The sequence below is a fragment of the Methanoculleus sp. genome (assembly GCF_020696975.1).
GTDB lineage: Archaea > Halobacteriota > Methanomicrobia > Methanomicrobiales > Methanoculleaceae > Methanoculleus.
The window spans coordinates 158458-181342 of sequence record NZ_JAJGBK010000032.1 but is presented as its reverse complement, the minus strand read 5'-3'; the positions used below and the strand labels follow the sequence as shown (position 1 = coordinate 181342).

Annotated in this window: 24 protein-coding genes; 6 read left to right on the top strand and 18 right to left on the bottom strand. The window is 61.6% G+C overall.

The genetic code is table 11. The features are described 5' to 3' along the window. Positions 1 to 72 precede the first annotated feature (72 nt). Positions 73 to 3372 (top strand): PAS domain S-box protein, encoded by a 3300-nt coding sequence (locus QZ650_RS10955; RefSeq protein ID WP_292519138.1) that lies wholly within the window; start codon positions 73 to 75, stop codon positions 3370 to 3372. Positions 3373 to 3394: 22 nt separating this feature from the next. On the opposite strand, the gene QZ650_RS10950 is transcribed toward QZ650_RS10955, so the two are convergent. Further along, complete coding sequence (locus QZ650_RS10950) at positions 3395 to 3982, bottom strand: site-2 protease family protein (protein ID WP_292519140.1); 588 nt, start codon at positions 3980 to 3982, stop codon at positions 3395 to 3397. Between the two features lie 97 nt (positions 3983 to 4079). Here QZ650_RS10950 and QZ650_RS10945 point away from each other — a divergent pair, with 97 nt between their 5' ends. Continuing rightward, on the top strand, positions 4080 to 4364 hold the full coding sequence (locus tag QZ650_RS10945; RefSeq protein WP_292519142.1) for a chorismate mutase: 285 nt from the start codon (positions 4080 to 4082) through the stop codon (positions 4362 to 4364). Between the two features lie 8 nt (positions 4365 to 4372). On the opposite strand, the gene argB is transcribed toward QZ650_RS10945, so the two are convergent. The 9 genes from argB to QZ650_RS10900 all read right to left on the bottom strand — a co-directional run bounded on the left by argB (position 4373) and on the right by QZ650_RS10900 (position 11100). Continuing rightward, positions 4373 to 5242, bottom strand: a complete 870-nt coding sequence (gene argB, locus QZ650_RS10940; RefSeq protein WP_292519144.1) for an acetylglutamate kinase — start codon at positions 5240 to 5242, stop codon at positions 4373 to 4375. After that, on the bottom strand, positions 5239 to 6378 hold the full coding sequence (gene argJ / locus QZ650_RS10935; RefSeq protein ID WP_292519146.1) for a bifunctional glutamate N-acetyltransferase/amino-acid acetyltransferase ArgJ: 1140 nt from the start codon (positions 6376 to 6378) through the stop codon (positions 5239 to 5241). Before argJ ends, argB begins: the two co-directional genes overlap by 4 nt. Beyond that, complete coding sequence (locus QZ650_RS10930) at positions 6375 to 6857, bottom strand: CBS domain-containing protein (RefSeq protein WP_292519358.1); 483 nt, start codon at positions 6855 to 6857, stop codon at positions 6375 to 6377. The genes argJ and QZ650_RS10930 overlap by 4 nt, the downstream gene beginning before the upstream one ends. 15 nt (positions 6858 to 6872) lie before the next feature. Continuing rightward, positions 6873 to 7859 (bottom strand): N-acetyl-gamma-glutamyl-phosphate reductase, encoded by a 987-nt coding sequence (gene argC, locus QZ650_RS10925; RefSeq protein ID WP_292519147.1) that lies wholly within the window; start codon positions 7857 to 7859, stop codon positions 6873 to 6875. Between the two features lie 26 nt (positions 7860 to 7885). Then, on the bottom strand, positions 7886 to 8788 hold the full coding sequence (locus QZ650_RS10920) for an ADP-ribosylglycohydrolase family protein (RefSeq protein ID WP_292519149.1): 903 nt from the start codon (positions 8786 to 8788) through the stop codon (positions 7886 to 7888). Positions 8789 to 8887: 99 nt separating this feature from the next. Continuing rightward, complete coding sequence (locus QZ650_RS10915; RefSeq protein ID WP_292519151.1) at positions 8888 to 9985, bottom strand: hypothetical protein; 1098 nt, start codon at positions 9983 to 9985, stop codon at positions 8888 to 8890. Positions 9986 to 10008: 23 nt separating this feature from the next. Further along, positions 10009 to 10155 (bottom strand): hypothetical protein, encoded by a 147-nt coding sequence (locus QZ650_RS10910; RefSeq protein WP_292519152.1) that lies wholly within the window; start codon positions 10153 to 10155, stop codon positions 10009 to 10011. Then, positions 10152 to 10460 carry a hypothetical protein gene (locus QZ650_RS10905; RefSeq protein ID WP_292519155.1) on the bottom strand — a complete coding sequence of 103 codons (309 nt, stop codon included), beginning with the start codon at positions 10458 to 10460 and terminating at the stop codon, positions 10152 to 10154. Before QZ650_RS10905 ends, QZ650_RS10910 begins: the two co-directional genes overlap by 4 nt. 208 nt (positions 10461 to 10668) lie before the next feature. Further along, positions 10669 to 11100, bottom strand: a complete 432-nt coding sequence (locus tag QZ650_RS10900) for a hypothetical protein (RefSeq protein WP_292519157.1) — start codon at positions 11098 to 11100, stop codon at positions 10669 to 10671. A gap of 342 nt (positions 11101 to 11442) precedes the next feature. Between QZ650_RS10900 and QZ650_RS10895 the strand changes: the two genes are divergently transcribed. The 3 genes from QZ650_RS10895 to QZ650_RS10885 all read left to right on the top strand — a co-directional run bounded on the left by QZ650_RS10895 (position 11443) and on the right by QZ650_RS10885 (position 13923). After that, positions 11443 to 12270, top strand: coding sequence for a hypothetical protein (locus tag QZ650_RS10895; RefSeq protein WP_292519159.1), 828 nt, complete (start codon positions 11443 to 11445; stop codon positions 12268 to 12270). A gap of 119 nt (positions 12271 to 12389) precedes the next feature. Beyond that, positions 12390 to 12863 (top strand): winged helix-turn-helix domain-containing protein, encoded by a 474-nt coding sequence (locus QZ650_RS10890; RefSeq protein WP_292519161.1) that lies wholly within the window; start codon positions 12390 to 12392, stop codon positions 12861 to 12863. A gap of 127 nt (positions 12864 to 12990) precedes the next feature. Continuing rightward, a complete protein-coding gene (locus QZ650_RS10885) occupies positions 12991 to 13923 on the top strand; it encodes an AEC family transporter (RefSeq protein WP_292519163.1) in 933 nt (310 codons plus the stop codon). 3 nt (positions 13924 to 13926) lie between these two features. Here QZ650_RS10885 and QZ650_RS10880 read toward each other — a convergent pair whose 3' ends face one another. The 5 genes from QZ650_RS10880 to QZ650_RS10860 form a co-directional block, all read right to left on the bottom strand. Then, positions 13927 to 14778, bottom strand: coding sequence for a prenyltransferase (locus QZ650_RS10880; RefSeq protein WP_292519165.1), 852 nt, complete (start codon positions 14776 to 14778; stop codon positions 13927 to 13929). A 1-nt stretch (position 14779) separates the two neighbouring features. Continuing rightward, on the bottom strand, positions 14780 to 15604 hold the full coding sequence (locus QZ650_RS10875) for a phytoene/squalene synthase family protein (RefSeq protein WP_292519167.1): 825 nt from the start codon (positions 15602 to 15604) through the stop codon (positions 14780 to 14782). Positions 15605 to 15614: 10 nt separating this feature from the next. After that, the gene (gene crtI / locus QZ650_RS10870; RefSeq protein WP_292519169.1) at positions 15615 to 17090 is read right to left on the bottom strand and encodes an NAD(P)/FAD-dependent oxidoreductase; all 1476 of its coding nucleotides are present in this window, start codon (positions 17088 to 17090) and stop codon (positions 15615 to 15617) included. A gap of 74 nt (positions 17091 to 17164) precedes the next feature. After that, on the bottom strand, positions 17165 to 17917 hold the full coding sequence (locus QZ650_RS10865; protein WP_292519170.1) for a carotenoid biosynthesis protein: 753 nt from the start codon (positions 17915 to 17917) through the stop codon (positions 17165 to 17167). Positions 17918 to 17981: 64 nt separating this feature from the next. Further along, positions 17982 to 18134 carry a hypothetical protein gene (locus QZ650_RS10860; RefSeq protein ID WP_292519172.1) on the bottom strand — a complete coding sequence of 51 codons (153 nt, stop codon included), beginning with the start codon at positions 18132 to 18134 and terminating at the stop codon, positions 17982 to 17984. 246 nt (positions 18135 to 18380) lie between these two features. Between QZ650_RS10860 and QZ650_RS10855 the strand changes: the two genes are divergently transcribed. Further along, complete coding sequence (locus tag QZ650_RS10855) at positions 18381 to 19073, top strand: hypothetical protein (protein ID WP_292519174.1); 693 nt, start codon at positions 18381 to 18383, stop codon at positions 19071 to 19073. 91 nt (positions 19074 to 19164) lie between these two features. On the opposite strand, the gene QZ650_RS10850 is transcribed toward QZ650_RS10855, so the two are convergent. The 3 genes from QZ650_RS10850 to QZ650_RS10840 all read right to left on the bottom strand — a co-directional run bounded on the left by QZ650_RS10850 (position 19165) and on the right by QZ650_RS10840 (position 21650). Further along, a complete protein-coding gene (locus QZ650_RS10850) occupies positions 19165 to 19947 on the bottom strand; it encodes a winged helix-turn-helix transcriptional regulator (RefSeq protein WP_292519176.1) in 783 nt (260 codons plus the stop codon). Positions 19948 to 19986: 39 nt separating this feature from the next. Further along, entirely contained in the window at positions 19987 to 20415 is a 429-nt protein-coding gene (locus QZ650_RS10845; protein ID WP_292519178.1) for a hypothetical protein, read from the bottom strand. Between the two features lie 455 nt (positions 20416 to 20870). Next, positions 20871 to 21650, bottom strand: coding sequence for a hypothetical protein (locus QZ650_RS10840; RefSeq protein ID WP_292519180.1), 780 nt, complete (start codon positions 21648 to 21650; stop codon positions 20871 to 20873). Between the last annotated feature and the right edge of the window lie 1235 nt (positions 21651 to 22885).

Below are 22885 nucleotides of genomic sequence, written 5' to 3'. Positions count from 1 at the left end.
TAAACCTTTGATAAAATCCCTCCTCTGTATCAACCCAGCAGTTACTTCTCTTAAACTCTCAAAGGACCCGATGTGACCCCCAGCAAGCCCCCGGAACACCTCTACGGCACGCCGCCGGAATACCGGATATTCGAGGGTATGGATGACGGGATTCTCGTGGTCGGTGAGGATTCCAGCGTTGTCTGGGCGAACCCGGCCTTCCGCCGGATACCGGGAAACGCAACCGAGATCGTTCCCGATCTTCACGGGAGGCTTTCTTCGGCGTCAGGAGACAGGATCGAGGAGTTCGAATGCCGGTTTATCCGCCCGGACGAACGGGAGCGGCGGTATCACTGCTCGGGCCGGAGGCCCGCACCCGGGGAGAACTGGGTGTTCCGGTTCCGGGAAGTCGCGGACGAGAAGAGGGATTACGAGGCGATCGTCGAGTACACCGGGACGGCGACCATCCTGATCGAGGGCGACGGCACCATCTCGTTGGTGAACACGGAGTTTGAACGGCTCTCCGGGTATGCTCGGAGTGATATCATCGGGAAGAAGCAACTTAGCAGTTTCATCGCGTCCGAGGACGACCGGCGACGGATCATGGGATATCACATCCTCCGCCGGAGGGATCCTGCGGCCGCGCCGCAGAACTACTCCTTCACGTTCATCGACCGTTCCGGCACCACCCACACCGTCGAGACCACCATCGGCCTGATCCCGGGGACGGCCCGCTCGGTGATGTCACTCCTTGACGTGACCGAACGGAGGCGTGCGGAGCAGGCGCTGCAGGAGAGCGAAGAGCGGCTGAACCTCGCACTCTCGGCGGCAAACGACGGACTGGTCGACTGGGACGTCCGTTCAGGCACGATCGTCTACGGCCCGCGGAGTTTCTCGATGCTCGGCTACGAGCCGGGTGCATTCGTGCCCACGATCCCCACGATTCTCGCGCTCATCCACCCGGAGGACCGTGGCCACGTGGAAGCGGTGCTCGCCGACCTCGCCACCGGAGAGCGTGATCACGCCGAGATGGAGTTTCGGATGCGTTCCGCGTCCGGGACGTGGGTCTACGTGCTCGACCGGCTCCGGGTGGTCGGCCGCGATGAGAGCGGCATCCCGATCCGGATCGCGGGAACGCACTCCGACATCACAGGGAGGAAGGAAGCGGAAGAGCAACTCCGGTTCCAGGCGCAGGTGCTCGCGCAGGTGGAGGATGCCGTGATCGCGGTCGACGCGGAGGGACGGATCACCTACACGAACCGGGCCGCTGAAAGGCTTTACGGCGCCCCCCCGGACGGCGATTCCGGCCGACCAGGATCGGAACTCTTCACCCGCGAGTGGCTTCGGCCGGAAGACGAGGAGGAGATGCAAAGCGCCCTTCAGTCCTCCGGGACCTGGCAGGGGATTGTCCGCCACCGAAGATGGGATGGGGAGACCATCCTCGTCGATGAGACCCTCAGCACCTTGAACGATGATTCCGGGCGGATAACCGGGACGCTCTGCTCCCTCCGCGATGTGACCGCACAGAAACGGGCCGAACAGGAACTCCGGATCAAGGATATGGCGATAGCGTCGTCGCTCGACGCCATCTGTCTCACGGATCTCGACGGAAGGATCATCTACGCCAACCGTGCTTTCCTTTCCATGCACGGGTGGGAGCGGGAGGAGGAGATTCTCGGTCAGCCCGCCACGGTGCTCTGGGCCGACCCGGAGGAGGCAGAGCGGGTCGTAGAGGCGTTTCACCGGGACGGGACCTGGCTCGGGGAGGTTGAAGGGCGACGGCGGGACGGATCGACCTTCCCCATGCAGCTCGCCCTCTCCTCCGTCACCGATGAGACGGGGAAACCGCTCTGCAGGATGGGGTCGGGGATCGATATCACCAGGCGCAAGGAGGCCGAACGGGATCTCCGGATCAAGGATATGGCGATAGCATCCTCGCCGAGCGCGTTCACCATCGCGGATCTCGATGGACGGCATATCTACGTCAACCAGGCGTTCCTCTCTCTCTGGGGTTACGACTCCCCCTCCGAGGTGATCGGGAGGCCGATCACGGAGTTCTGGCAGGACGGCCAGATCATCACCAGTTCTGGCAGGTATACCGGCGAGCGGATCGGGAAGAGGCGGGACGGTTCGACGTTCTGTGCCATATTCTCAGGAAACGTCGTCACGGACGATACCGGGGCTCCCATTGGCCGGGCGGCTTCGCTCACCGATATCACCTCCATCAAGCGGGCCGAAAGAGAGATCCAGGCCCATAACCGGGCGCTCTCCGTCTTAAACCAGATCATCGGGGTATCGGCATCCACGACGGATATCGATGAGATGCTGGAGAGCGTACTTGCGGCGACCCTCGCCCTCCTCGACCTTGCGGGCGGCGGAATCTACCTGATCGAACCGGGAAGGCTGAGAGCGCGGCTCGTCTGTGCGGACGGGCTGCCGGAAGGATTCCCCGTGCAGTCGTGCATCCCGGACATCACCGCTCCACCCTACGCGGACGTGCTGGTTGCAGGAAAGCCCCGGTTCTTCGACGATCACCCGCATCTCCGCCACCCGGGGGAGAGCGGCGGGAGGCCGCACCCGTATGCCAGCGTCCCGATCATGGCGCACGGGAAGGTCGTCGGCGCCCTGAACGTGGTGCCCCGGAACGGCAGCCGGTTCACCCAACCCGACCGTTCCCTACTTATTGCCATAGGGAGGGAGATCGGCACATCCGTCGAGCGCACCATGCTGATCCGGCAGCTCGAGGTGGCCGAGCGTGAGGCGAACCTCTACCTCGATATCCTCGGCCACGACATCAGGAATGCCGAGAACGTCTCGGGCCTCTACACCGACCTCCTCCTCGAGACACTCGAGGGGGAGGCGAAGGGATATGCCCGGAAACTCCAGGCCAGCATCAGGAAGAGCATCGAGATCTTAAGAAACGTCTCGACAATCCGGCGGATCCACCAGGAGTCGGCCGTACTCGTGCCGGTCGACCTTGATAGAGTGATCCGTGAGGAGATCGGGATGTTCCCGGAGATCCGTTTCTGCTATGGCGGCACGGATCTTACGGTCACGGCCGATGCACTCCTCTCCGAGGTCTTCACGAACCTGATCGGGAACGCCATCAAGTTCGGGGGGCCGGCGGTCGAGGTCACGATCCGGGTGGAGGAGCACGGCGATGAGGTCCGGGTCTCTGTCGAGGACACCGGGCCGGGGGTTCCCGACGTGATGAAAGAGGCCGTCTTCATGCGGTTCGGGCAGAGCCGGAGCCGCAAAAGCGGTCAGGGCCTCGGCCTTTATATCACGCGGATGCTTGTCGAGCGCTACGGCGGCAGGGTCCGGGTCGACGACCGCATACCGGGCCGGCCGGAGTGCGGTGCCGCGTTCCGGTTCACCCTGAAGCGGGCCTGAAAAAGCAGAGGGGGCCGATCCCTCACAGGAGCGACCAGAAGAGGAGCCCGGCGGAGGCGGCGATGAGCACGACAAAGATGACCGGGTTCCAGGCGAGGACCTTGCGGCCGTCGAGGACGCTGATCGGGAGCATGTTGAACGTCGCGATCATCGCGTTGACCCGGAGCCCGACGAGGCCCACGATACCAAGGAGGCCCCCGCCGCCAAAGAACATGAGGGCCGCGAAGGGTATGCAGAGGAGGAGGTTCGTGATCGGTCCCGCCGCCGATATCCACCCGTTCTCGTTCCGTGTCGCGTTCCCGTAGACGTAGGTTGCCCCCGGCGCCGCAAAGACGACACCGACGAGCGCCGCCATGACGACAGCGACGAGGAGCATCTGGTTGTCCTTCTGGAACTCCGCCCAGTAACCGTAGCGCATGGCGGCGAACTTGTGCGCGAGTTCGTGCAGGACGAAGGCAACCCCCACCGTGACGAGCGACATCACGAAGAAGAAGATGAGCCCGATGAAGTCCACTCCACCGCGGATGTAGATCAGGGTGAAGGCGATCGATATGGCAAGCCACGCGATCAGGAGGTCCCGGCGCTCGCGCAGCGGTAAACGTTGCAGCATCAGGTACCAGGTTTGTCCCGGCACGATAATATCCTTCGCCTCTTCCCGGAGCGGGACGACCCGTCGGGTTTAATCGTTGCCGGGGCAACTATGAAGTATGTCCCTTGATGCCGTCAGAAACGAGATCCGGGAGATTGACGAGAAGATCATCAACCTGGTTGCAGAGCGGCAGAGACTTGCGGCGAGAATCGCCCGGATCAAGCAGGAGAACGATCTCCCCATCCACGACGAACCGCAACGCAAGGCTGTCCTCGACCGGGTCTTCACCTACGCCGTCGAGAGCCGGATCGACCCGGTCGCCGTACGGGGGATCTTTGAGATCCTTATCGATATGAACGAAGAGCGGCAGCGGGAGTGCAGCGGGGACGGCAACCTGCCGTAAAAAAAGGGTTATTGGGTGAGCATCGTCCCGACACCCTGGTCGGTGAAGAGCTCAAGGAGCAGGTTGTGCTCTTTGTTGCCGTTCACGACATGGGCGCTCGCGACTCCGTTCCGGACCGCCTTCATGCAGCCTTCGAGTTTCGGGATCATCCCCCCGGCGATGATCCCCTCACCGATCATCGCCTCCGCTTCGGTGAGCGCGAGCCGGTGGTAGACCATCGTCCGGTCGGCGTCCATCACCCCGTCGACGTCTGTCAGGTTGACCAGTTTGAATGCCCGAAGAGCAATCGCGATCTCGGCGGCCGCCGTATCGGCGTTGATGTTGAGGCTCCTGCCCTGCCGGTCGATGGCGATCGGGGCCACGACCGGGATGTAGTTCTGGGTGAGGAGACAGTGAAGCACCTCGGGGTCGACCTCCTCGATCTCGCCGACCTGGCCGAGGTCCACCTCCTGCATCACCTCTCCCACCTTCACTCGCTGGGGCTCCATCTTCCGGGCGATGAGGAGGTTGCCGTCGTTGCCGGAGAGCCCGACCGCACGGGTGCCGCAGTTCGCGATGAGGGAGACTATGCCATCGTTGATCTTGCCCACGAGGACCATCTGGGCGATCTCGAGCGTCTCGGCATCGGTGATCCGGAGCCCCCCGACGAACTTGGGCTCTTTGCCCATCGCCTGCATCTTCGCGGTGATCTCGGGACCCCCGCCATGGACCAGGACGACCTTCATCCCGACGTAGCGGAGAAGGACGGCGTCCCGGATCACCGTCTCGAGGATGCTCTGGTCGACCATCGCGTGGCCGCCGAGTTTGATCACGATCGTCTTGCCGTAAAACTTCTGGATGTAGGGGAGTGCCTCCATCAGCACGTCTTCTCGTTTCATGTCGTGTACTTCCCGTTGATCTCTACGTACTTCTCGGTGAGGTCGCACCCCCACGCGGTCGCCTTCCCCTCGCCTGCCGCAAGGTCGAGGTCGAACGTGACGGTCGCACCGCGCATCGCGGCCTTTGCCGCCCCGAGATCGGCGACGATCTCGCCGCGGCGGACGAGCGGTATCTCCCCGACCCGGAGCGAGACGGCGTAGGGGTCGAACTCCACCCCGGCCCGGCCGGCGGCGGCAACCACGCGGCCCCAGTTCGGGTCCTCGCCGTAGATGGCAGTCTTGACGAGCGGGGAGGCGACGACCGTCCGCGCCACGGCGGCGGCGGCGTCCTCGTCGGGGGCGCCGCGGACGGTGACCTCGAGGAGTTTCGTCGCCCCTTCGCCGTCGCGGGCGATCTGAACGGCGAGGTCCCGGCAGACGGTCTCGACGGCCCTCGCGAGCTCGGCCCGGTCAACCCGGCCTGCGGCGCCGGTCGCGGTGCAGAAGGCAACGTCGTTCGTGCTCGTGTCCCCGTCGACGACGACCCGGTTGAACGACCGCCGGGTCGCCTGCCGGAGGATGTCCTGCAGAACGGGAGCCTCGACCTCGGCATCGGTGTAGATGAACGCGAGCATCGTCCCCATGTTCGGGGCGATCATGCCGCTGCCCTTCGTGATCCCGCCGACGGCAAACGACTCCGTCTTGACGAGGGCGTGTTTTGGGAACGTGTCGGTCGTCATGATCGCCCGTGCCGCCGCATCCTCGGCGTCAGCACTCCGGGCAAGGAGGGGCGCCACCCGCCCGCACTGGTCCCGGATGAGGGGGAGGTCAAGATAGCGCCCGATCACCCCGGTGCTCGCGACGCCGACCGACTCTGGTGCAAGGCCGAGGGCTCCCGCCGCGACGCCGCACATCTCCACCGCGTCGCGGTAGCCCCGCTCGCCGGTGTAGGCGTTCGCGCACCCGCTGTTGACGACGACGGCGTCAAGGGCACCCCTCTCTATCCGCTCCATCATCACCTCGACCGGGGCCGCCCGCATCTTATTCGACGTAAAGACCCCGGCCGCGGTCCCGCTCGCCCGGATCAGGGCGAGCCCGAACTTTCCTTCCTTGATACCCCAGGCACTGACGCCTTCAACCCCGCATACACTCTTCATAACTCTTCCTCCGAAGATGCCCCGATGCCCCGGATGATGTCGGCCCGGGTGACGATCCCGACCAGCCGTCCGTCGCGGAGGACCGGGAGACGTGCAATCCCCTCGTGGAGCATCTGGCTTGCCGCCTCGGTGATATCGGCGTCCTCGTCGATGGCGACGACCGGGCTGCTCATCACCCGCCGCACCTCCATACCCCCGATATCAGCGAGCGCCCGTTTCGTCTTCTCCCAGTTGATGAATTCCCGGACCGGGACCTCGATCACCTCAAGCGGCGACGGAAGCCAGAGGTCGTTGGAGAGGTCGCCGGTATCGAGGAGCGAGAGGATATCGGTCTCGGTGACGATGCCCGCCACGCGCTCCCCGTCCATCACGGGAAGCCCGCCGATATGGTACTTCCGGAGCAGTCCTGCCGCCTCGCTCACCGGCGAATCGACCTGGACGGTCACCGGGTCCGGGGTCATGATCTCCCTGACCTTCAGCGCCATCTCATCACCTCAGGGGAGCATCCCGGCGTTGCGGAGACCGTCGTCTTCCGCAAACCCGCACATCAGGTTCATGTTCTGGATCGCCTGGCCGCTCGCGCCCTTGACCAGGTTGTCGATCGCCGAGACCGCGACGATACGGTCGCCTTCGCTCTCGACGGCCACGTCGCAGAAGTTCGTTCCGCGGACAGCGGCAAGGCTCGGCTTCTGGTAGCGGACGAAGAACTCGTTTGCGTAGAACTTCTTGTAGAGCGCCTCGACCTCGTCCTGCCCCATCGGCTCGTTGAGGAGGATGTGGGCTGTCGTCAGGATGCCCCGGTTCACCGGGAGGAGGTGCGGCGTGAAGTAGCACCGGGCGTCTGATCCGAGCCGGGCGACCTCCTGCTTCATCTCGGCAACGTGACGGTGGGTCGTCCACTTGTAGGCGCTGAAGTTGTCGCCGACGTTCGCGTAGTGGGTGGTCGCGGAGGGGGTGTTCCCGGCTCCCGAGACCCCGGTCTTTGAGTCGTAGATGATGGTATGAGCATATTTCGCGAGCGGTGCCGCGGCAAGCGTCGCCCCCGTCGGGAAGCAGCCCGGGTTCGCGACGAAGGAGGCGCCCCGGATCTCGTCGCGGTGGAGCTCGGGGATGCCGTAGGGCGCCTCGAAGTAGGCTGTATGGGTCACGCCGTAGGTCTCCTCGTAGACATCCTTCGCGAGCCGGTAGTCGGCAGAGAGGTCGACAGTCCTGATCCCCCGCTCTGCAAGCGTCCCGGCCACCTTCATCGCCGCCGTGTGGGGGACGGCGAGGAAGACGAAGTCGGCGTCGATATCGCCGGCCTCGGTGTTCCGGAAGACAAGATCGGTCAGCCCCCGGAGGTGGGGGTGGACCGAGGCGACGGGGGTGCCGTCCAGCTGCCGGGATGTCGCCGCGACGACTTCCGCGGATGAGTGGTGCAGCAGGAGCCGCATTAACTCGCCACCGGTGTAACCGGATGCACCGATAATCGCAATTTCCATAAAAGAGAGGTGTCGTTTATAGAATCTTAAGGCTTTGTGGTGCAGCGCTCATAGAGCCGGGCGGCCACGGACTCGATCTCGTCTCTTCCCTCGAGCCCGTCGAGGAGGTCCGGCGGGAGAGCGGATCTCCCGTAGAGGGCGCCCGCGTAGGCCCCGCATATGAGCGCGATGGTATCGGTGTTCCCCCCGACGTGTGCGGCGGTCGTGAGAAGGGCAGTGACGTCGCGGATCCGGGTCATCAGGAAGAACGCGAGCGGGACCGTCTGGTAGACGGTGACGTCGTTTCCTATCACCGAGAGGGCACTCTCGAGGCTGATCCCCTCGTTTGCGAGGTGGACGGCGGCGCGGACCTTGCTGCCGAGGGTGACGTCCTCGAGGGCGGCGTGCTTCGCGGCGAGGTCAAGAGCGTCGGGGTGGCCGCGGACAGCGTGGTGGATGAGCATCGCGACGGTGATCGCCCCCGCGTGGGCCGCCGGGTGGGTGTGGGTGACGCTGCAGGCCTGGACCACCCGCTCGGTGACGTCGACCGGTTCGCCGTAGAGGAGACCGAACGGGACCGCGATACTGATGCAACCGGCGGTGTTTGAGGGGACGCCGCTCGATTTGCCGCCGGAGAGGAGGTGGCGGCATGCGGTCTCCACGGCGCCGTCGGGGAACCGGAGTTCCCCGTCCGCGTACATCCGGGCAAGGGCGGCCGCGTAGGCGTTCTCCGAGTAGGTGCCGTCGGCGAGCATCCCGGCAACAAGGAGCATCGTCTGGGTGTCGTCGGTGAACTGCCCGGGTTTCAGCCCGGCGTTCGGGTGCCCCCGCCACGCCCGGCGGTAGCCCTCCTGGAGGCGCTGGAAGTCGGGCGGCGTGCTCTCCCGCGCCATGCCGAGCGCGTCGCCGATGGCGGCGCCGAGGAGGCAGCCTTTGAACTGATCGAGCATTTGAGTAGTATCTCTCGTAGGGTTGCTCTTAAGGGTTGTTGTTCTGCGCGCGGGTCGGCTCCCCCCAGAACCCGGTGGAACCGGCCTCTTCCCCCGGCATCAATACTTCATGTACATCCCGAGCACAGCCGACCCGCCATCGGCCGTCGGGATGAGGGCCACGATGCTGCTGTACTCGTCCAGCCGCTGCGTCGACGCCCACCGTGTGGCACCATCCTCATCGAGCCCCTCCACCCGGAGCAGGGCACCGCCGTAGTCATTCTCGACAAGGGTCGCCGCGAGGTACCCGCCGGCAGGGGTCCAGGCCACCGGAGCGGAGGCGTTGATCGTGCTCCGCCGGAGGATGCTCCCGTCCTCGCCGAGCGAGACCTCCAGGACTCTCACTGGTCCCGTGACCCCGGCAAGCAGACTGTAACCGCCAACCGGAACTTGCCGGGCCGCCGCGAGGAGGTACCGCTCTCCAGGATCGCCCTGGACCGTCATGTTCCAGACCGGTGCGCCCCGGTCGTCGAACTTCGCCGCTGTGATGGCTCCGGGCGCCTCTGCAGCCTCTCCGGCGACGAGGAACCCTCCCGCCGGTGCCGGGACGATGATCGGGAGTGAACCCGGACTCACGCCCCCGGCCGGTACCTGCCAGGCGACCGTGCCGTTACCGTCGATCCTTGCAATCCGGTCGCCCCCGGCCACAATCCAGCCCCCGGTGTCCGAGGGTGCGATCGCCCAGTACTCCCCTTCCGCAGCAAGGTCCGTGTGGTGCCGTTCGCTCCCTTCTGTGTCCGCCAGGATAAGGAGGCCGTGGGAGGCCGCGACGGCGAACCCTCCCGGACCTGCAGATGCAATTCCCGTCCCGCGGCGATCGTCCGACGACGGGTAGGTCATATCCCACATCACCACCCCCGCCCGGTCGAGGAGGATAACCCGTGGCGTCGGGTGGAACTCGCCTGTATCCGAGACGGATCCAGCGATCGCGTAGCCGCCGGGAGCCTCGGTGATGGAGAACGCTTCGTCGAACCTTCCGCTGTCGATGACGGTGAACCACTCCCGGTCCCCGACATCGTCCAGTTTCAGCACCCAGACATCCCCCTCCAGCGTGCGATGGCCCGGGGTCAGCGGCCGGTCGAGGCACCCGGCGGCGACGGTCAGCAGGATGAGCGTGGCAACCGCCGCGAGGGTCCAGAATCTTCTGGTCTGTGGCATCGTTTCATCTCCCTGTTCCACCTTCACCCTGGCGGGGGGTAGGGAGCCTGCACAAATCGTACCGATCGCAGCGGGCGCTGCTTTTCCCGTTCCAGCTTCCCGATCAGGGTTATGAGGGCGAACGGCCACGCGAGGACGAAGGCGACGGCCGGAAAGAAGAGGAGACTCACGGTGCGTCCTTCCCGCGGGACCTCCGGATGAGGTAATAGCCCACCACGAGCACGATCACGGCGCCCAGGCCACACCCGAGAAGCACGGGGTTGTAGAAGACGCTGAACGCACTATCGGGTCCCTGATACGTCGTCATACCTGCGGGTTCCGCAAGCACAGCCTCCCGGCCCTCCCCCGCATCGGCCGGAGGTTCTCCACCCGGAGATGCGCACGCTATACCGCTGCCGGCCAGGATTAAGAGTAGCAGGGCGATGCAGATCAGCCCTCTTCGGCCGGTATTACTCATGGCTTTTCTTTCTTTCATTGATCTTCACCTGCCGGCGCGTCCCGGGACACCGATCCCGATATTCACGATGGAGACATCGACGCTCTCCTATAAACCTTTTCTGTGCTGCGCGTCTGCACGTCGGGGCTTCGGAATGGGTTTCAGGTCGAAAATTAAACCCAACGGCTCGGAAACAAGGATTTCCTGGTAGACCGTATACAGGTCCCCTCGTTCTTCCTCCAGCCGTTCAGTCCTGGTAAACCGTCCCGACCCGATAGTACCGGCCCTCGTACTCGAAATACTTCCTCCCACCGGTCTCATTATCGAAGATGTAGACGTCGATCGTTTCCTGGCGGATCTTCTCCGGGTATTCCATGCTCCCCACCAACCGGATGTGCCCGGAAGTATACGGCTCTTCTCCGGCATGATGTCCCTCACCCCGGAGGAACGTGTCCAGAACCGGCAGATTCCGGAACATCTCCTCGTCGAGGTGGATGAGGATGCCCTCCCGGGCCCTCTCCTCCGTGACTTCGTAGAGCAGGAGTGCGTCAGGCGGGATGGTCGCGGCGAGGTAAGAGGCGACAGCGGCGTAACAGCCGAGCAGGACGAACCCGGCGACCTCGACTGTGATGAGGTATCGCTTCAGCCGGATGTTCCTCTCATGGTGCAACGGAGTCACCGCTTTTCCTCAAGAAAGGTTGCATTTTCGTCCATCTACTCTCCTCCTGGTGTTCATCCGCCTGGGTGGATAACATGTACCAGGCTCCACATACGGCACCCAACACGATTCTGAGTCTCCAGATCATATAAATCCGGCAGCCATCGTTCGATTCCAGCCGAACTAACCATAAACCTTTGGATCTGGTCGACAGTCCCGGAAACTGCCACCTCCCTGCCGCCACACAGCAAATCGCAATATTAAAGTCTTATTCGGTTGCGGCCGAACGACCGCAGTGGGCTTTATACGATTTCATCCCAGATCCTGATATGGTTCCGGATGCTCCGAACTCTCTGACGTGACATGATGCACCCAAAGATATGGATATGGGTCGGCCTTGGCGCCGTTCTCATCCTTGCTGCGGCAAACCTTGCCATACTTGCGGCCTTTCCCCCGGGACAGCAGCACGTGCAGGAACCGCTCAAGCGGGCGGACTGGGTACTGCCGTTCGGGCCGGGGTTCGAGTACCGCGATCCCTATGAGAGCCCGGTGATCGTCTATGACGGAGTGGACGAGACCTGGCACCTGCGAAACGCAGCCGCCTGGGACCGAACCATTTTCCTCGGTGACCGTTATAGCCTCGATCCAGCCCATCCGGAGGATATTCGGTATGCTCCCGATATTGCAATCGAGAGCGACAGGATCAGCCTCGATTTCTTCACCCGGAACCTCGCGGGCGAAGACTGTGCCCGGGCTGATCTTGCCGTGACGACGGGGGTTGAGCGCCTGAACGCCACCACCGGATCCCCGGAAGGGGATATCCTCCCCGGCGCTGTGACCACACTGCCTATCGACGACCTCGCCGCCGGGGAATGGCGCGAGGTGCGGGTGACGGCGGACCTCCCGCGGCCCGGCCCGGAGGAGGTCTTTTACCTGACGATCGATCTTGCCGCCCCATACACCCTCACGACTCCGAACGGCACGCCGGTCACTTTCGACTTCCGGCGGGAGACCGTCACCATATTGGGTACCGGCACCTCCTGGAAAGAGGAACCCGACCCCGGCTCTACCCCGGACCCCGACTACAACAGGGCCCGCCTCCCCCGGGCGTCGGCGACGTTCATCGTCATGGGGAGAGATGCACCGGAACCGGTCCCGCCCCCGACCTTCCCGACCCTCCGGGCGGAATGACGGAGAGCGGCGCATCCTCTTTTTCGGCAGTACCGGGACAGTTCCGGAACGCTTTTCTCTCCCGGCAGGGGAGTACCTGATTGTTTCGGACCAGACCCATATCGGAGAGATTTCAAATCATGGAAGACGTCATGCTCGACCGGGACGATATCGCCGCTCTCTCCTCCGACGTCCGGGTCGCAATCCTCAAATCGCTTGACTCCCGGCCCATGACGATGAGCGAGCTCGCCGACGGGCTTGGTCTTGCCCGATCGACCGTTCACGAGCACCTCAGTGTTCTTGCCGATGCGGAGCTCGTGACGCACGAGAACGTCCGGAAATGGCGGGACTACACCCTGACGGAGAAGGGGCGGCGGATCCTTCATCCTGGGAGGGATCACCGGATCATCATCATCCTCGGTGCGTCCTTCGCTGCCATGACAGCCGGACTGCTCTGCGTGACATCGTATTTCCGCGGTTTCACCATCCAGGGGGGGAGCGTCGTCCGGGAACCCCTCCTCCTCTACGCGGGCGAGGCGCTCCTCGGCGTGACGCTCGTGCTCTGGTACCTTGCGGTGCGGTTCCGGCGGGGAATCCCCTCTATATCGGCGTAGTCTCTCCCCCGGTCGCACACAAGCCCGCTAAACCGCCTCCTGACTCATCTCCACCGGCCCCGTCCCGAGCAGAACCGTAAAGGGGTACCGGCGCCCACCTTGATGAACCGGACGGAGCGGTGCCCTTATGAACGGTGCGGTCACGGATTTCCTGATAGTTGCGGATCAGATCTTCATCCTGGTCCTCCTGATCGCCGCCGGCTACGTCGCGGTCGCGACAAAGATCGTCGACCCCCGGGCCACCCGGGGGCTCTCGGGGCTCCTCATCAACATCACCATCCCGGCGCTGATCGTCGCCTCGATGCAGGTCCCCTTCACCCCCGAACGTCTCGTCGGCGCAGAGACCCTGATCCTCGCGACCGCGGTGCTCTACGTCTTCTCGTTCGCCCTCGCCTGGGCGGTCTCGAAGGCCATGCGGGTCCCGGCCGCGGAGGAGGGGGTCCTCCAGTTCGCGATCGTCTTCGGGAACGTCGGGTTCATGGGGTTCCCGGTCGCCCTGACACTTTTTGGGGAGGAGTCGCTCTTTTACGTCGCGATCTTCAACCTCTTCTTTAACATCCTCGTCTTCTCGGTCGGGATCGCGATGCTGACCGGGGGGAGGGGGAAGGGGTTCGATCCAAAACTGCTCTTAAACCCCGGGATCGCGGCCTCCATTCTCGGGCTTGCCCTCTTCCTCGGCTCAGTCGAGATCCCGAGCCCCTTCATCGACTCGATCGAACTCCTCGGGGGGGTGACGACGCCGCTTGCGATGATCATCGTCGGGGCGATGCTCGCGACCTTCCCGGCCCGGGAGATGGTCGGGAACTGGCGGATCTGGGCGGCGAGCGCAATCCTCCTCCTCGGGATCCCGGCGGCCTACTGCTACCTCCTCGCCCCGGTCTTCGCCGACCCCTACATCAACGGGATCATGATCACGATGGCCGCGATGCCCGCCGCGGCGAACACCGTCATCTTCGCCGAGCAGTACGGCGCCGACTCCCGGCTCGCGTCGCAGATCGTCTTTGTCTCGACGATCGGGTCGCTCGTCACCATCCCGCTGATCGCGACGCTACTGCTCTAGACCCTACCACGCAACCGTCCGAAGGGTCGCCAGAAGAAAGACCAGCCCCCCGAGGCTGGTGTTGATGAAAGGCAGGTACCAGTAGACCCGGTCGATCGAGATCCCTTCCCGGAGGAGGAGGACGAGGGGGACGGCCGGGTAGACCAGGACGAGGAGGCTCAAGGGGGTAAGGCCGGCAGAGATGACAAGGGCGGCAAGCCCCGACCAGAAGGCGAGGCAGAGGAGGAGCGAACGTCGCCTTCCGAGGACGACGGCCGTCGTCGTCATCCCCGCGGCCGCGTCCCACCCGATATCCGGGATCGCGGAGAAGAGGTGCATTGCGGCGATGTGGAGGTAGCCGGCGACGACGAGAGCAACCGGCGGGAGGGCGCCGCTCGCGATGTAATACCCCAGGATCCCCGGGACGACGTAGAGCATATTCGAGGAGAAGTCGAGGACCGGGACCTCCTTGAACCGGAGCGGCGGGGCGCTGTAGAAGTAGGAGAGGAAGAGAAAGGAGAGTAAGAGCGCCTTCCCGACGGCATCGAGCCAGAAGAGGAGCGCGAGACTCGCCGCCCCCAAAAGAGCGAGGAGGAGGAGGAGGGCCCGGCCGTCCGCCTCGCGGACCCGATACTCTTTCACATCCTTCTTGGGGTTGAACCGGTCGGTATCCTGGTCCCACCAGTCGTTCACCCCGTAGATGAAGATGTTTGCCGGGAAGAAGAAGTAGCAGAGGAAGAGGATGTAGCCGGGGTCGAAGAAGGCCGTCCAGGCGTCCATCCCGAGGGCGTAGCCCACCACGTAGGTCCCGCCGGTGTAGATCCAGAACCGGAACCGCGAGACCCGCCAGGCGAGGGTGAGGAGCCGGGGAGGCATGTCACGCCTTCAGGGTGTTTGCGGTGGCGCCGGAGACGATCCGGAGCACCGAGGGCTTCACCTTCCGCCGGTGGACGACGGCCGGGTCGCGCTCGATCGTCCGGGCCGTCCAGCGGTACATATCCGACGCCGTCCGGATCGGGATCCGGTAGCGCCGGGGAATGTACCGAAACCCGGTCTCGGCCTCCTCCTGCCACGCCTGGTAGCGCCGGATCTGGTACCGGACGAACCCCGCGAACCGGTCGGGATGCCGCGAGGCAATGGCCGCCGAGAGGTCGTCGAGCCCGAACGCCTCCATCTCTTCGGCCGGAAAGTAGGTCCGGCCGAGGGCGAGGTCTTCGGCGATGTCGCGGATGAAGTTGACGTACTGCATCGCCCGCCCGAGGCCCCGGGCCGCGGGGTAGGATGCGGGCGCAAGATCGAGGACCCGGGCCATCATCAGCCCGACCACCTCGGATGAGCCGTAGAGGTAGCCCTCGAGGTCCCGGATCGTCCGGTAGGAGGTGACGGTGATGTCGCTCTCCATCGAGGAGAGGAACGCCGTTATCCACGCCCGGTCAAAGGCCTTCCGCCCGGAAAGTTCGACGAACGACTCGATCACTACGTCCCCCGTCGCCTCCCCGGACACGGCCGCGGCGTAGCGGTCGGTGAAGGCGTAGAACTCATCGGTCTGCTGTGGGACCGCGTCCACGTAATCGTCGGCGGTGCGGACGAAACTGTAGAGGGAGAAGACGTCCTTTCGGACCCGAGGTGGGAAGAAGAGGGTCGAGTAGAAGTAGGTCCTGCTCCCCCGCCGAAAGATTTTGTAGATGGTCTCGTCTATCACGGGGCGCACCTCACCGCCGGTAACGGTCGATCAACTCGCGGGCGACGATCTGGGAGGAGATCAGGGTCATCGGCACCCCGATCCCGGGGTGGGTGTACTGGCCGGTGTAGTAGAGGTTCGGAACCCGGCGGCTCCGGTGCGCCGGGCGCCAGAGCGCCGTCTGGCGGAGGGTGTGGGAGAGCCCGAGGGCTGTCCCCCGGTAGGCGTTGTAGCGGCTCGTAAAGTCCGAGAGCGCGAAGACCCGCCGGGTCACGACAGAGTCGCGGATATTTTCGCCAAGGATCTCCTCCATCCGGCCCATGAGACGGTCGTAGAACCGCTCCCGGAGCGCCGGGGTATCCTCGATCCCGGGGGCGAGGGGTGCGAGAACAAAGAGGGTGTCGCAGCTCTCCGGAGCGGCGGTCGGATCGGTCCGTGAGGGGACGTTGACGTAGAAGGAGGGGTTCTCCGGCCAGGCTGCCTTGTAGGGGTCAAAGATCGTCTCGAACCCCTCCTCCCAGTCGGGCTCGAGGAAGACGTTATGGTGGGCGAGCCCCTCGACGACCCGGTCGACGCCGAGGTAGGCGACGAAGGCAGAAGGGGCGATGACCTTCTTTCTCCAGTAGGAGGCGGGGTAGGACCGCGAACCGTCGGGGAGGAGGGAGAGTTCAGCGAACGGGTAGTCGGCGTTGACGACGATGAGGTCGGTCTCGTGCGCCCCGAGCGGGGTGACGACCCGGCGGGCGGTCCCGCCTTCGACCCCGATCGCCGTCGCCGGCTCGTTGTAACGGTACTCGACCCCGAACTCCCGGCCGAGCGCGACGAGGGCCTCGACCACCGCCCGCATCCCCCCCTCCGGATACCACACGCCCATATTCATGTCGATGTGCGTCATGATGTGGTAGAACGAGGGGGTGTTCCGGGGCGAGCCGCCAAGGAAGCCGATGGAGTACTGCACGACCTTCCGGGCTTCGTCGCTTGCGAATCGCTTCTTGACGAAGGACTCCAGGTTCTCGAGCGGGTTGAGTTTCCTCCCCCCGGCAAGGAGACGCCGGTCGAAGAAGTCGAAGATGCTCCGGTATTCCCGGTAGAGGAGGTCGCTCATGGTGATATCATAAGTCTCCTCGGCCTCGGCGAGGTAACCCCGGAGTTTTTCGGCCCCGCCGGGTTCGAACGACTCGAAGAGATCGTAGTTCTTCCCGAGGTCGGCCGAGACGTCCGCGACCCGCTCGCTCCCGAAGAAGACCCGGTATGACGGGTCGAGCCGGACGAGCGGGAAGTAGTCCGTCGGGCTTTTCCCGAACTCCGCGAAGAACCGGTCGTAGACGTCGGGCATCAGGTACCACGACGGCCCCATGTCGAACGTGAACCCCCTATCGCGGTGGACGCTCGCCCGGCCCCCGGGCTGCTCGTTCTTCTCGATCACCGTGACGTCGAAACCGCCCTTCGCAAGAAGAGCCGCGACGGAGAGCCCCCCGAACCCGGCCCCAACGATTACAGCCCGCATAATTCCCCCCTTCCTGAATGGAAAACGGGTGCAGGAAGACACAGGTGGCATATATATTTTGGCGTCCGGGATCGTCACGGGAGAGCCGGCGGCGATGCTGTGCTATCACCACCGAAGGCGACCGGCAGGGTTGCAAGGGCGAGCGCCGCCCCGAGGAGTGCCGGTACGGCAAGATCGTTCCGGGCGAGGTAGCCGGTCCAGAACGCGAGGATGAGGAGGAGGCTTGCCGCCACCGTCCCCGGGATCGCTCGATCGCCCGCGATGAACCGGAAGAGGGCGACATAGACCGTGCCGGTCAGGACCCAGCCCACGAAGTTCGAGGCCGGGACGCCGTAGTAGGCCCCGCCGTCGGGCCAGACCCAGAGCCCGGCGTGGACGACCGCCGGGTCGATGACGAGGTCGACGAGGAGGAGGACGAGGACCCCGGCCGGGACCAGCCGGCCCCACGCGGTCCCGGCGGCGGCTGCGGCGAGGGTGACGGCGCCAAGGAGCATCGGGAGGTAGGCGAAGGCGACCGTCCAGGGGACGAGGCCGAAGACCCGGTAGCCGAGGTCGGCCGAGTAGGTAAACCCGCCATACGGGACGCCGGTCGCGACGGCGTAGGCCTCGACGGCGAGCGGGAGGAGGCTCAAAAGGAGGAGGAGCGCGATGCCGCGGAGGGGACCGAGCCAGCGGACGAGGGCGATGTAGGAAGGGAGGGCGAGGCCGACCAGGAAGATTATCGGGACGGCGGGCGGGACCGCCGGGTCGTCGAACCGGACCACCAGGTAGGCGGCGAGGAAGAGGGCGAGGGCGGTAAGGAGGAGAGCCGGCCGGGTGATGCGCATGGGCGGGGGAGGGGGGCGGCGGGGATAAAGGTTGACCGGATCGCCGTGCCCCGGTCACCGCCGGCTACGCCCCGGTCCGCCCCGCGACGTCACTCGCGACCAGGATCAGCGCCACCACTGCGACGATGATGAACCCCAGAACCCACTGGTAGGTGAGGGCTGCGTACAGGCCGGCCGCGATGCCGACGAGCAACACGGCGAGGTATTTGCGTTCCATGTAACGACGTGGCCGGCCGGAGATATATGTCTTCTGTCATGTCTCTTTACGCGTTCGGGGGTTGGTACCAAAAACAGCGTGTCGTTCGGCACTCCGATGGTCACACCCGTGCGGATCTCCCCGATTTTCCGTAGCAGAGGATTTTTGTGGCCAAATCAACCCGAAAACAGTTACGTAAGTCCTATCATCAGTGACGACGGTACCATCAACCATCGAGACTGCGCATCCTGGTCCGGGAACCCAAGAATGAAAAAGATCCCGCTCATCGTCTGGATAATCCTCATCTGCCTCGTCCTCGTGCATTACTTCTACACGCCTGACGTGCCCGAGATTGCTACGGGAGCGATGGTGATCGACCTCGACCCAGGGGAGCGTCAGCCCGATCTCATGCACCTCTGGGACGCCCTGGTACATGAACAGGGGTTCGCAAACGAGTCGGCCGTACTCATCCAGCTGAACCAGTTCGTCGATAAGGACGGGGTGGTACAATGCACCCTGGCGCGTTATTCCGGGGGCGTAGACGGAGAGCAGCACTTTTACGAGACATACCCCTACCCAAGCGGCAACGTGCTCTACAAAGACCAGATACTCGAGTTCCCCCTAGAGGGAGCGCACCCCCTCGCCGTCTTCCGTGAAGCGACCCTGATCGATTTCGCCGACCTCACCCGGGGAGAGTGCAATATAACGCTTAAAACGTTCAAACACGAGATTGAGAAGGAGTATAACGAAACCCACGGCGACCTTTACATCCTCTCACAAGGCTCGCTCCGTCCCCTGAGGGAGGCGGCGTTCCCGGGCGGCACCTGCTGGTACACGATCGAGATCGCCCCGGAGGTTCCGCGGCCGGAAGGGAGTTCGGTCACAGGGAACATACCGGATCGCCTCATCCTCTTCACCGAACAGGATATTGCCCTGGCTGATACTGTCGTCTATGCGTGATGCGGAGATACTGCCTGATTGCAGATGCCATAGGGTTCACAGGACGAACCGAAAAAAAGGCCGGAGGATGAAATCAGAGTCTTGATCGGCATCAGGTCCCGGTACCCGAAGCTCCTTTTCTGGTATTCACGAGATGCCATGGCCTGTGTGCCGTTATATATTCCTCCACATCCGGGCAGAGGTAGTATCGCACATTCCGCCCGTCCCTCTCGCTTCTGACGATGCCTTCCCGGGTTAACGATCTCATATGCCAGGTGATGTTCGGGCCCGACATGATGAGCCGGGACGCGATACCTTTTCTCACAATTCCCGGATGCTGCAGAATAAGGTTTATCATTCGGATCTTCGGATGCTCGTTAAGGTATCCGGCCAATATCTTCCCCAGATCGGAGCAGGTGCCCACATCGACGTAGTGCCTCATTCCTCCGTTGTTCTGCTCGGCAACGACCTTTCCCATCCGGCACAGTACCCCCACATGATACCGGAGGGTCCCGATATTCACCCCCAGCGTTCGGGAGAGAGACCGCATGCGAACCCCCGGGTTCTCTAGAATACACGTATACACCGCGTATCGAGTCTCATTCTCCAGAACATTCCGACACAAAACCCTCTTATGACCAAGGTGCAGCCACGCAAACAATGAAAAAAGTAACTGCACCGGGATGAAAAGCGCCGGAGCGGATACGCACACGAGTTCGAGGATAAGAATGTTCAGGGGTTCATTCCAGGCATACAGAGGAGTCAGATCCGAAGGGAGCTGCTCCGGATATGCGCCATAAACAGGCTGAATAGGGGTGGCGTACACGGCAGACGGTAGTAGCAGGATGCAGAAGACGACCAGAACGATCCTGGCAATCCGTGACTCTGAGGCCATGGAATTGCATAAAACTAACGGCAATAAAAATGTTTGGTTTCAGAAATAGTTTAATGCATACAGTTGAATCCCAGTCACACGCTCTCCATAGACCTTAAAGTTCCAGAACCCAGGCACAGGATTGGATATCCCGAAACGGATCTGCCCATCAGGTTCACAACCGTCATCGTCATCGTGGTAAGAACCGTACAGGCTCCCGTCGGGCCTGTAGACATCTAGTTTCAGGGAGTAATCGGGAGTAAACCAATTCAAGTCGACCTGCAATACAGATATACCGGCTGATACACTGCAAGTGTGAGAATGAGTCTCCCCCTGTGTGATTATATATCCTCCACGGGTTGTAAACTCATCTGCTTGCGAGAGGCCTAACACGGCCTCATTTCTTTCACTTCCGGTACTGCCTGCCGAAACCATCGGTATGATAAGAACAAAGATGGCCAGGAGCCCAATAAGGCGGTTGAACTTCATCAAAATCCACCGATAAGACTTCGAAGAAACTCTGCATAAAGATTCTGTCCCATTTCTTTACGCATTTTGGATGTTCAGAACATGACAATTCCAGCAGGTGCAGATGATACACAGATCTCAACTCCGAGGGTACATGTATCTCCGGATAATCACCCATTATCAGAGATTGCACCGAAAAAAGTGAAAACTACATATTAACGCGGCAAGAATTTAGGGAATCTGCGTGGGGCCAATAGCATTAACAACGAACACATCGATGATTGTGCCTTGTCGTCCCAAGTCTGAAGGATTATATAACAGAAGATGCAGAAATTGCTCTTGAGTAAAATCCGTTGAACATGTTCTATCCACAGAGGAAAAAGTTATGATAACAATCGGTAGTGACAGGGTTCTCAAAAACTGATATTCAAGATTTATTTTCGTGTATGTAGGCACCTCCAAAAAGGTGGACCGGATTAATATCCGGCTCCAGTGACGCTCAGGCTGAGATCGTAGTCATAACCTGTTCCTTGAGGAACTCTGAACTCCGCTCCTCCGATCAGTCCCTGAGATCCCTGATAGTTCCCATTCCAGTGGGGCTTGAAATAGCCGCCACCCGATGTACTAAGCTCATCAGGTCCAACATGACCCTGCTGGAGATCGAAAGTCTCGGATATTCCCGCAGTCACACCTCCGTGACTAACATCAAGGCTTGCCGTGATCGTAACTCCAGAACTCGTTGCAGTGTCTGTTATAGGCTCCCAGTCAGTAATCACATCGCTATACCTGCTCAGCGAAACACCAGGTTTTACTTCCCGAAGATATGAAGGTATCAAGCCATCTTCATTATTCAGTCCCGTTGCTTTCATCCAGAGGATGTAATAGTCATAATTTGGATCCTGTTCATTTACTTTGTAAAGCCTGTATGACCCTGATGCCGATGAATATTCATCGCCTGGCGTCTGAAGTGTATCAACTCTAACGTACTGAACGTTGTATGTCGAAAGGCCATTGCGTGTTAAAACCATTGCATTCGCTAGTATGTTGTCAATCTGCTCTTCAATGGTTGCCGCCGCCTTTGAATTCCACGGTGTGGCCTCATTGACAGATAAATGGACTGTTTGTTCTTTTTCTACGATCGTCATTTGCTCATTTGTCACATCAACTTCTGCACTAGCAGATGCAACGAGTACAGCGCTTGCAACAAGCATTATCACAAGGAGGCTGCAAACTCTTCTGAAACTAAACATATCCATCTTTCTTCACTCTCTTTCTGCTTTTATCGTTACCCAGAGGCAGGAGAGGCATACTTTCAAGTACTGAAAGAGCACATATCCCAATAGCCTCCGGGCTTGTGGGATTCTTCATCCGGGCGTCAACCGTGGATGGAGGGACCCCACGAACTTTTGCGGACGCCGCTTTGGGTATCCACACAGTGACCTGGGCGTAAGTTTATTTATAAACTCTGTCCCATTCATTTACACGTCCAAGGAATTTTCACGAAAATGAAGAAATTGATCCCTCCGTGAGGAAGGAAGGCACTGGAGACAACTCATTCTCACAGAAGGGACTCCGACTTCTATCCAGCAAGCAGATTATGGGATGCGCTAAAAAGACAATCAGGTGTCCAAAGCGGATGCGCGCTCGCTGCCCTCGATGGAGATGATACGTGCCCAAGAAGAAGCCGACGACAACAAGGACAGAGAACAGAAGATCTGGTCGACGGAAGACACAAGGGACACGTAAAGAGATCTGGCAGATCGCAACGACAAAAACGGTATCGATCGCTTTCTCGATGATGACTACTCTCTGCTTTGCATCCTCATCCCCATGCTTCCCCGAGAAGGAGCAAGGCCGAGAATGTTCATGAGGGGAGTAGAACAGAGGCTCCTCTCACCCATACTCCACAGCGGGATCAAGGTTAGGAAATCATTGAAGATGGGGTAACGGCAAACAATCTGTTCGCAAAGAGAAAACCTACGACAAAATACAATCACCGGGAACTGCAACTGAACCCCATATATCCTCTATATATAGTCGGCCTCCATTTACACCTCGCCAATGTATCATCATGGATGAGCGAATCTTACAGCCCGCCATAAAATGTGTTATTAGAGGTCACCTATTGGAACTTGATATTCCTATAGTAACCCCGGCGTTCGATAGAACTCGGGGAAAGACGATCTTGTTCCCGGAACAGTTAAATTCTCCATTGCCATCCAGACATCCCCTTTCAGGAGACATTCAAGGTTCCCTTGGGTAAGATCACTCACATATGCTTCGCAGTTTAAGACCAAAATAAATAAATGACAATGTCAACGCCGAAGCATAAATCGCTTCAATCAAAAGCCGCGGATCAGGCTCAATCCATATTTTCAATGAAGACACAACCATCCATAGGGGGAAAAACGCTAGGGCAATAACTGGTACCGACAGGGCTCTCAAGAGTTGATAGCATAAGGGTTGATAGGATCTGCTCTCTTCCATAAGT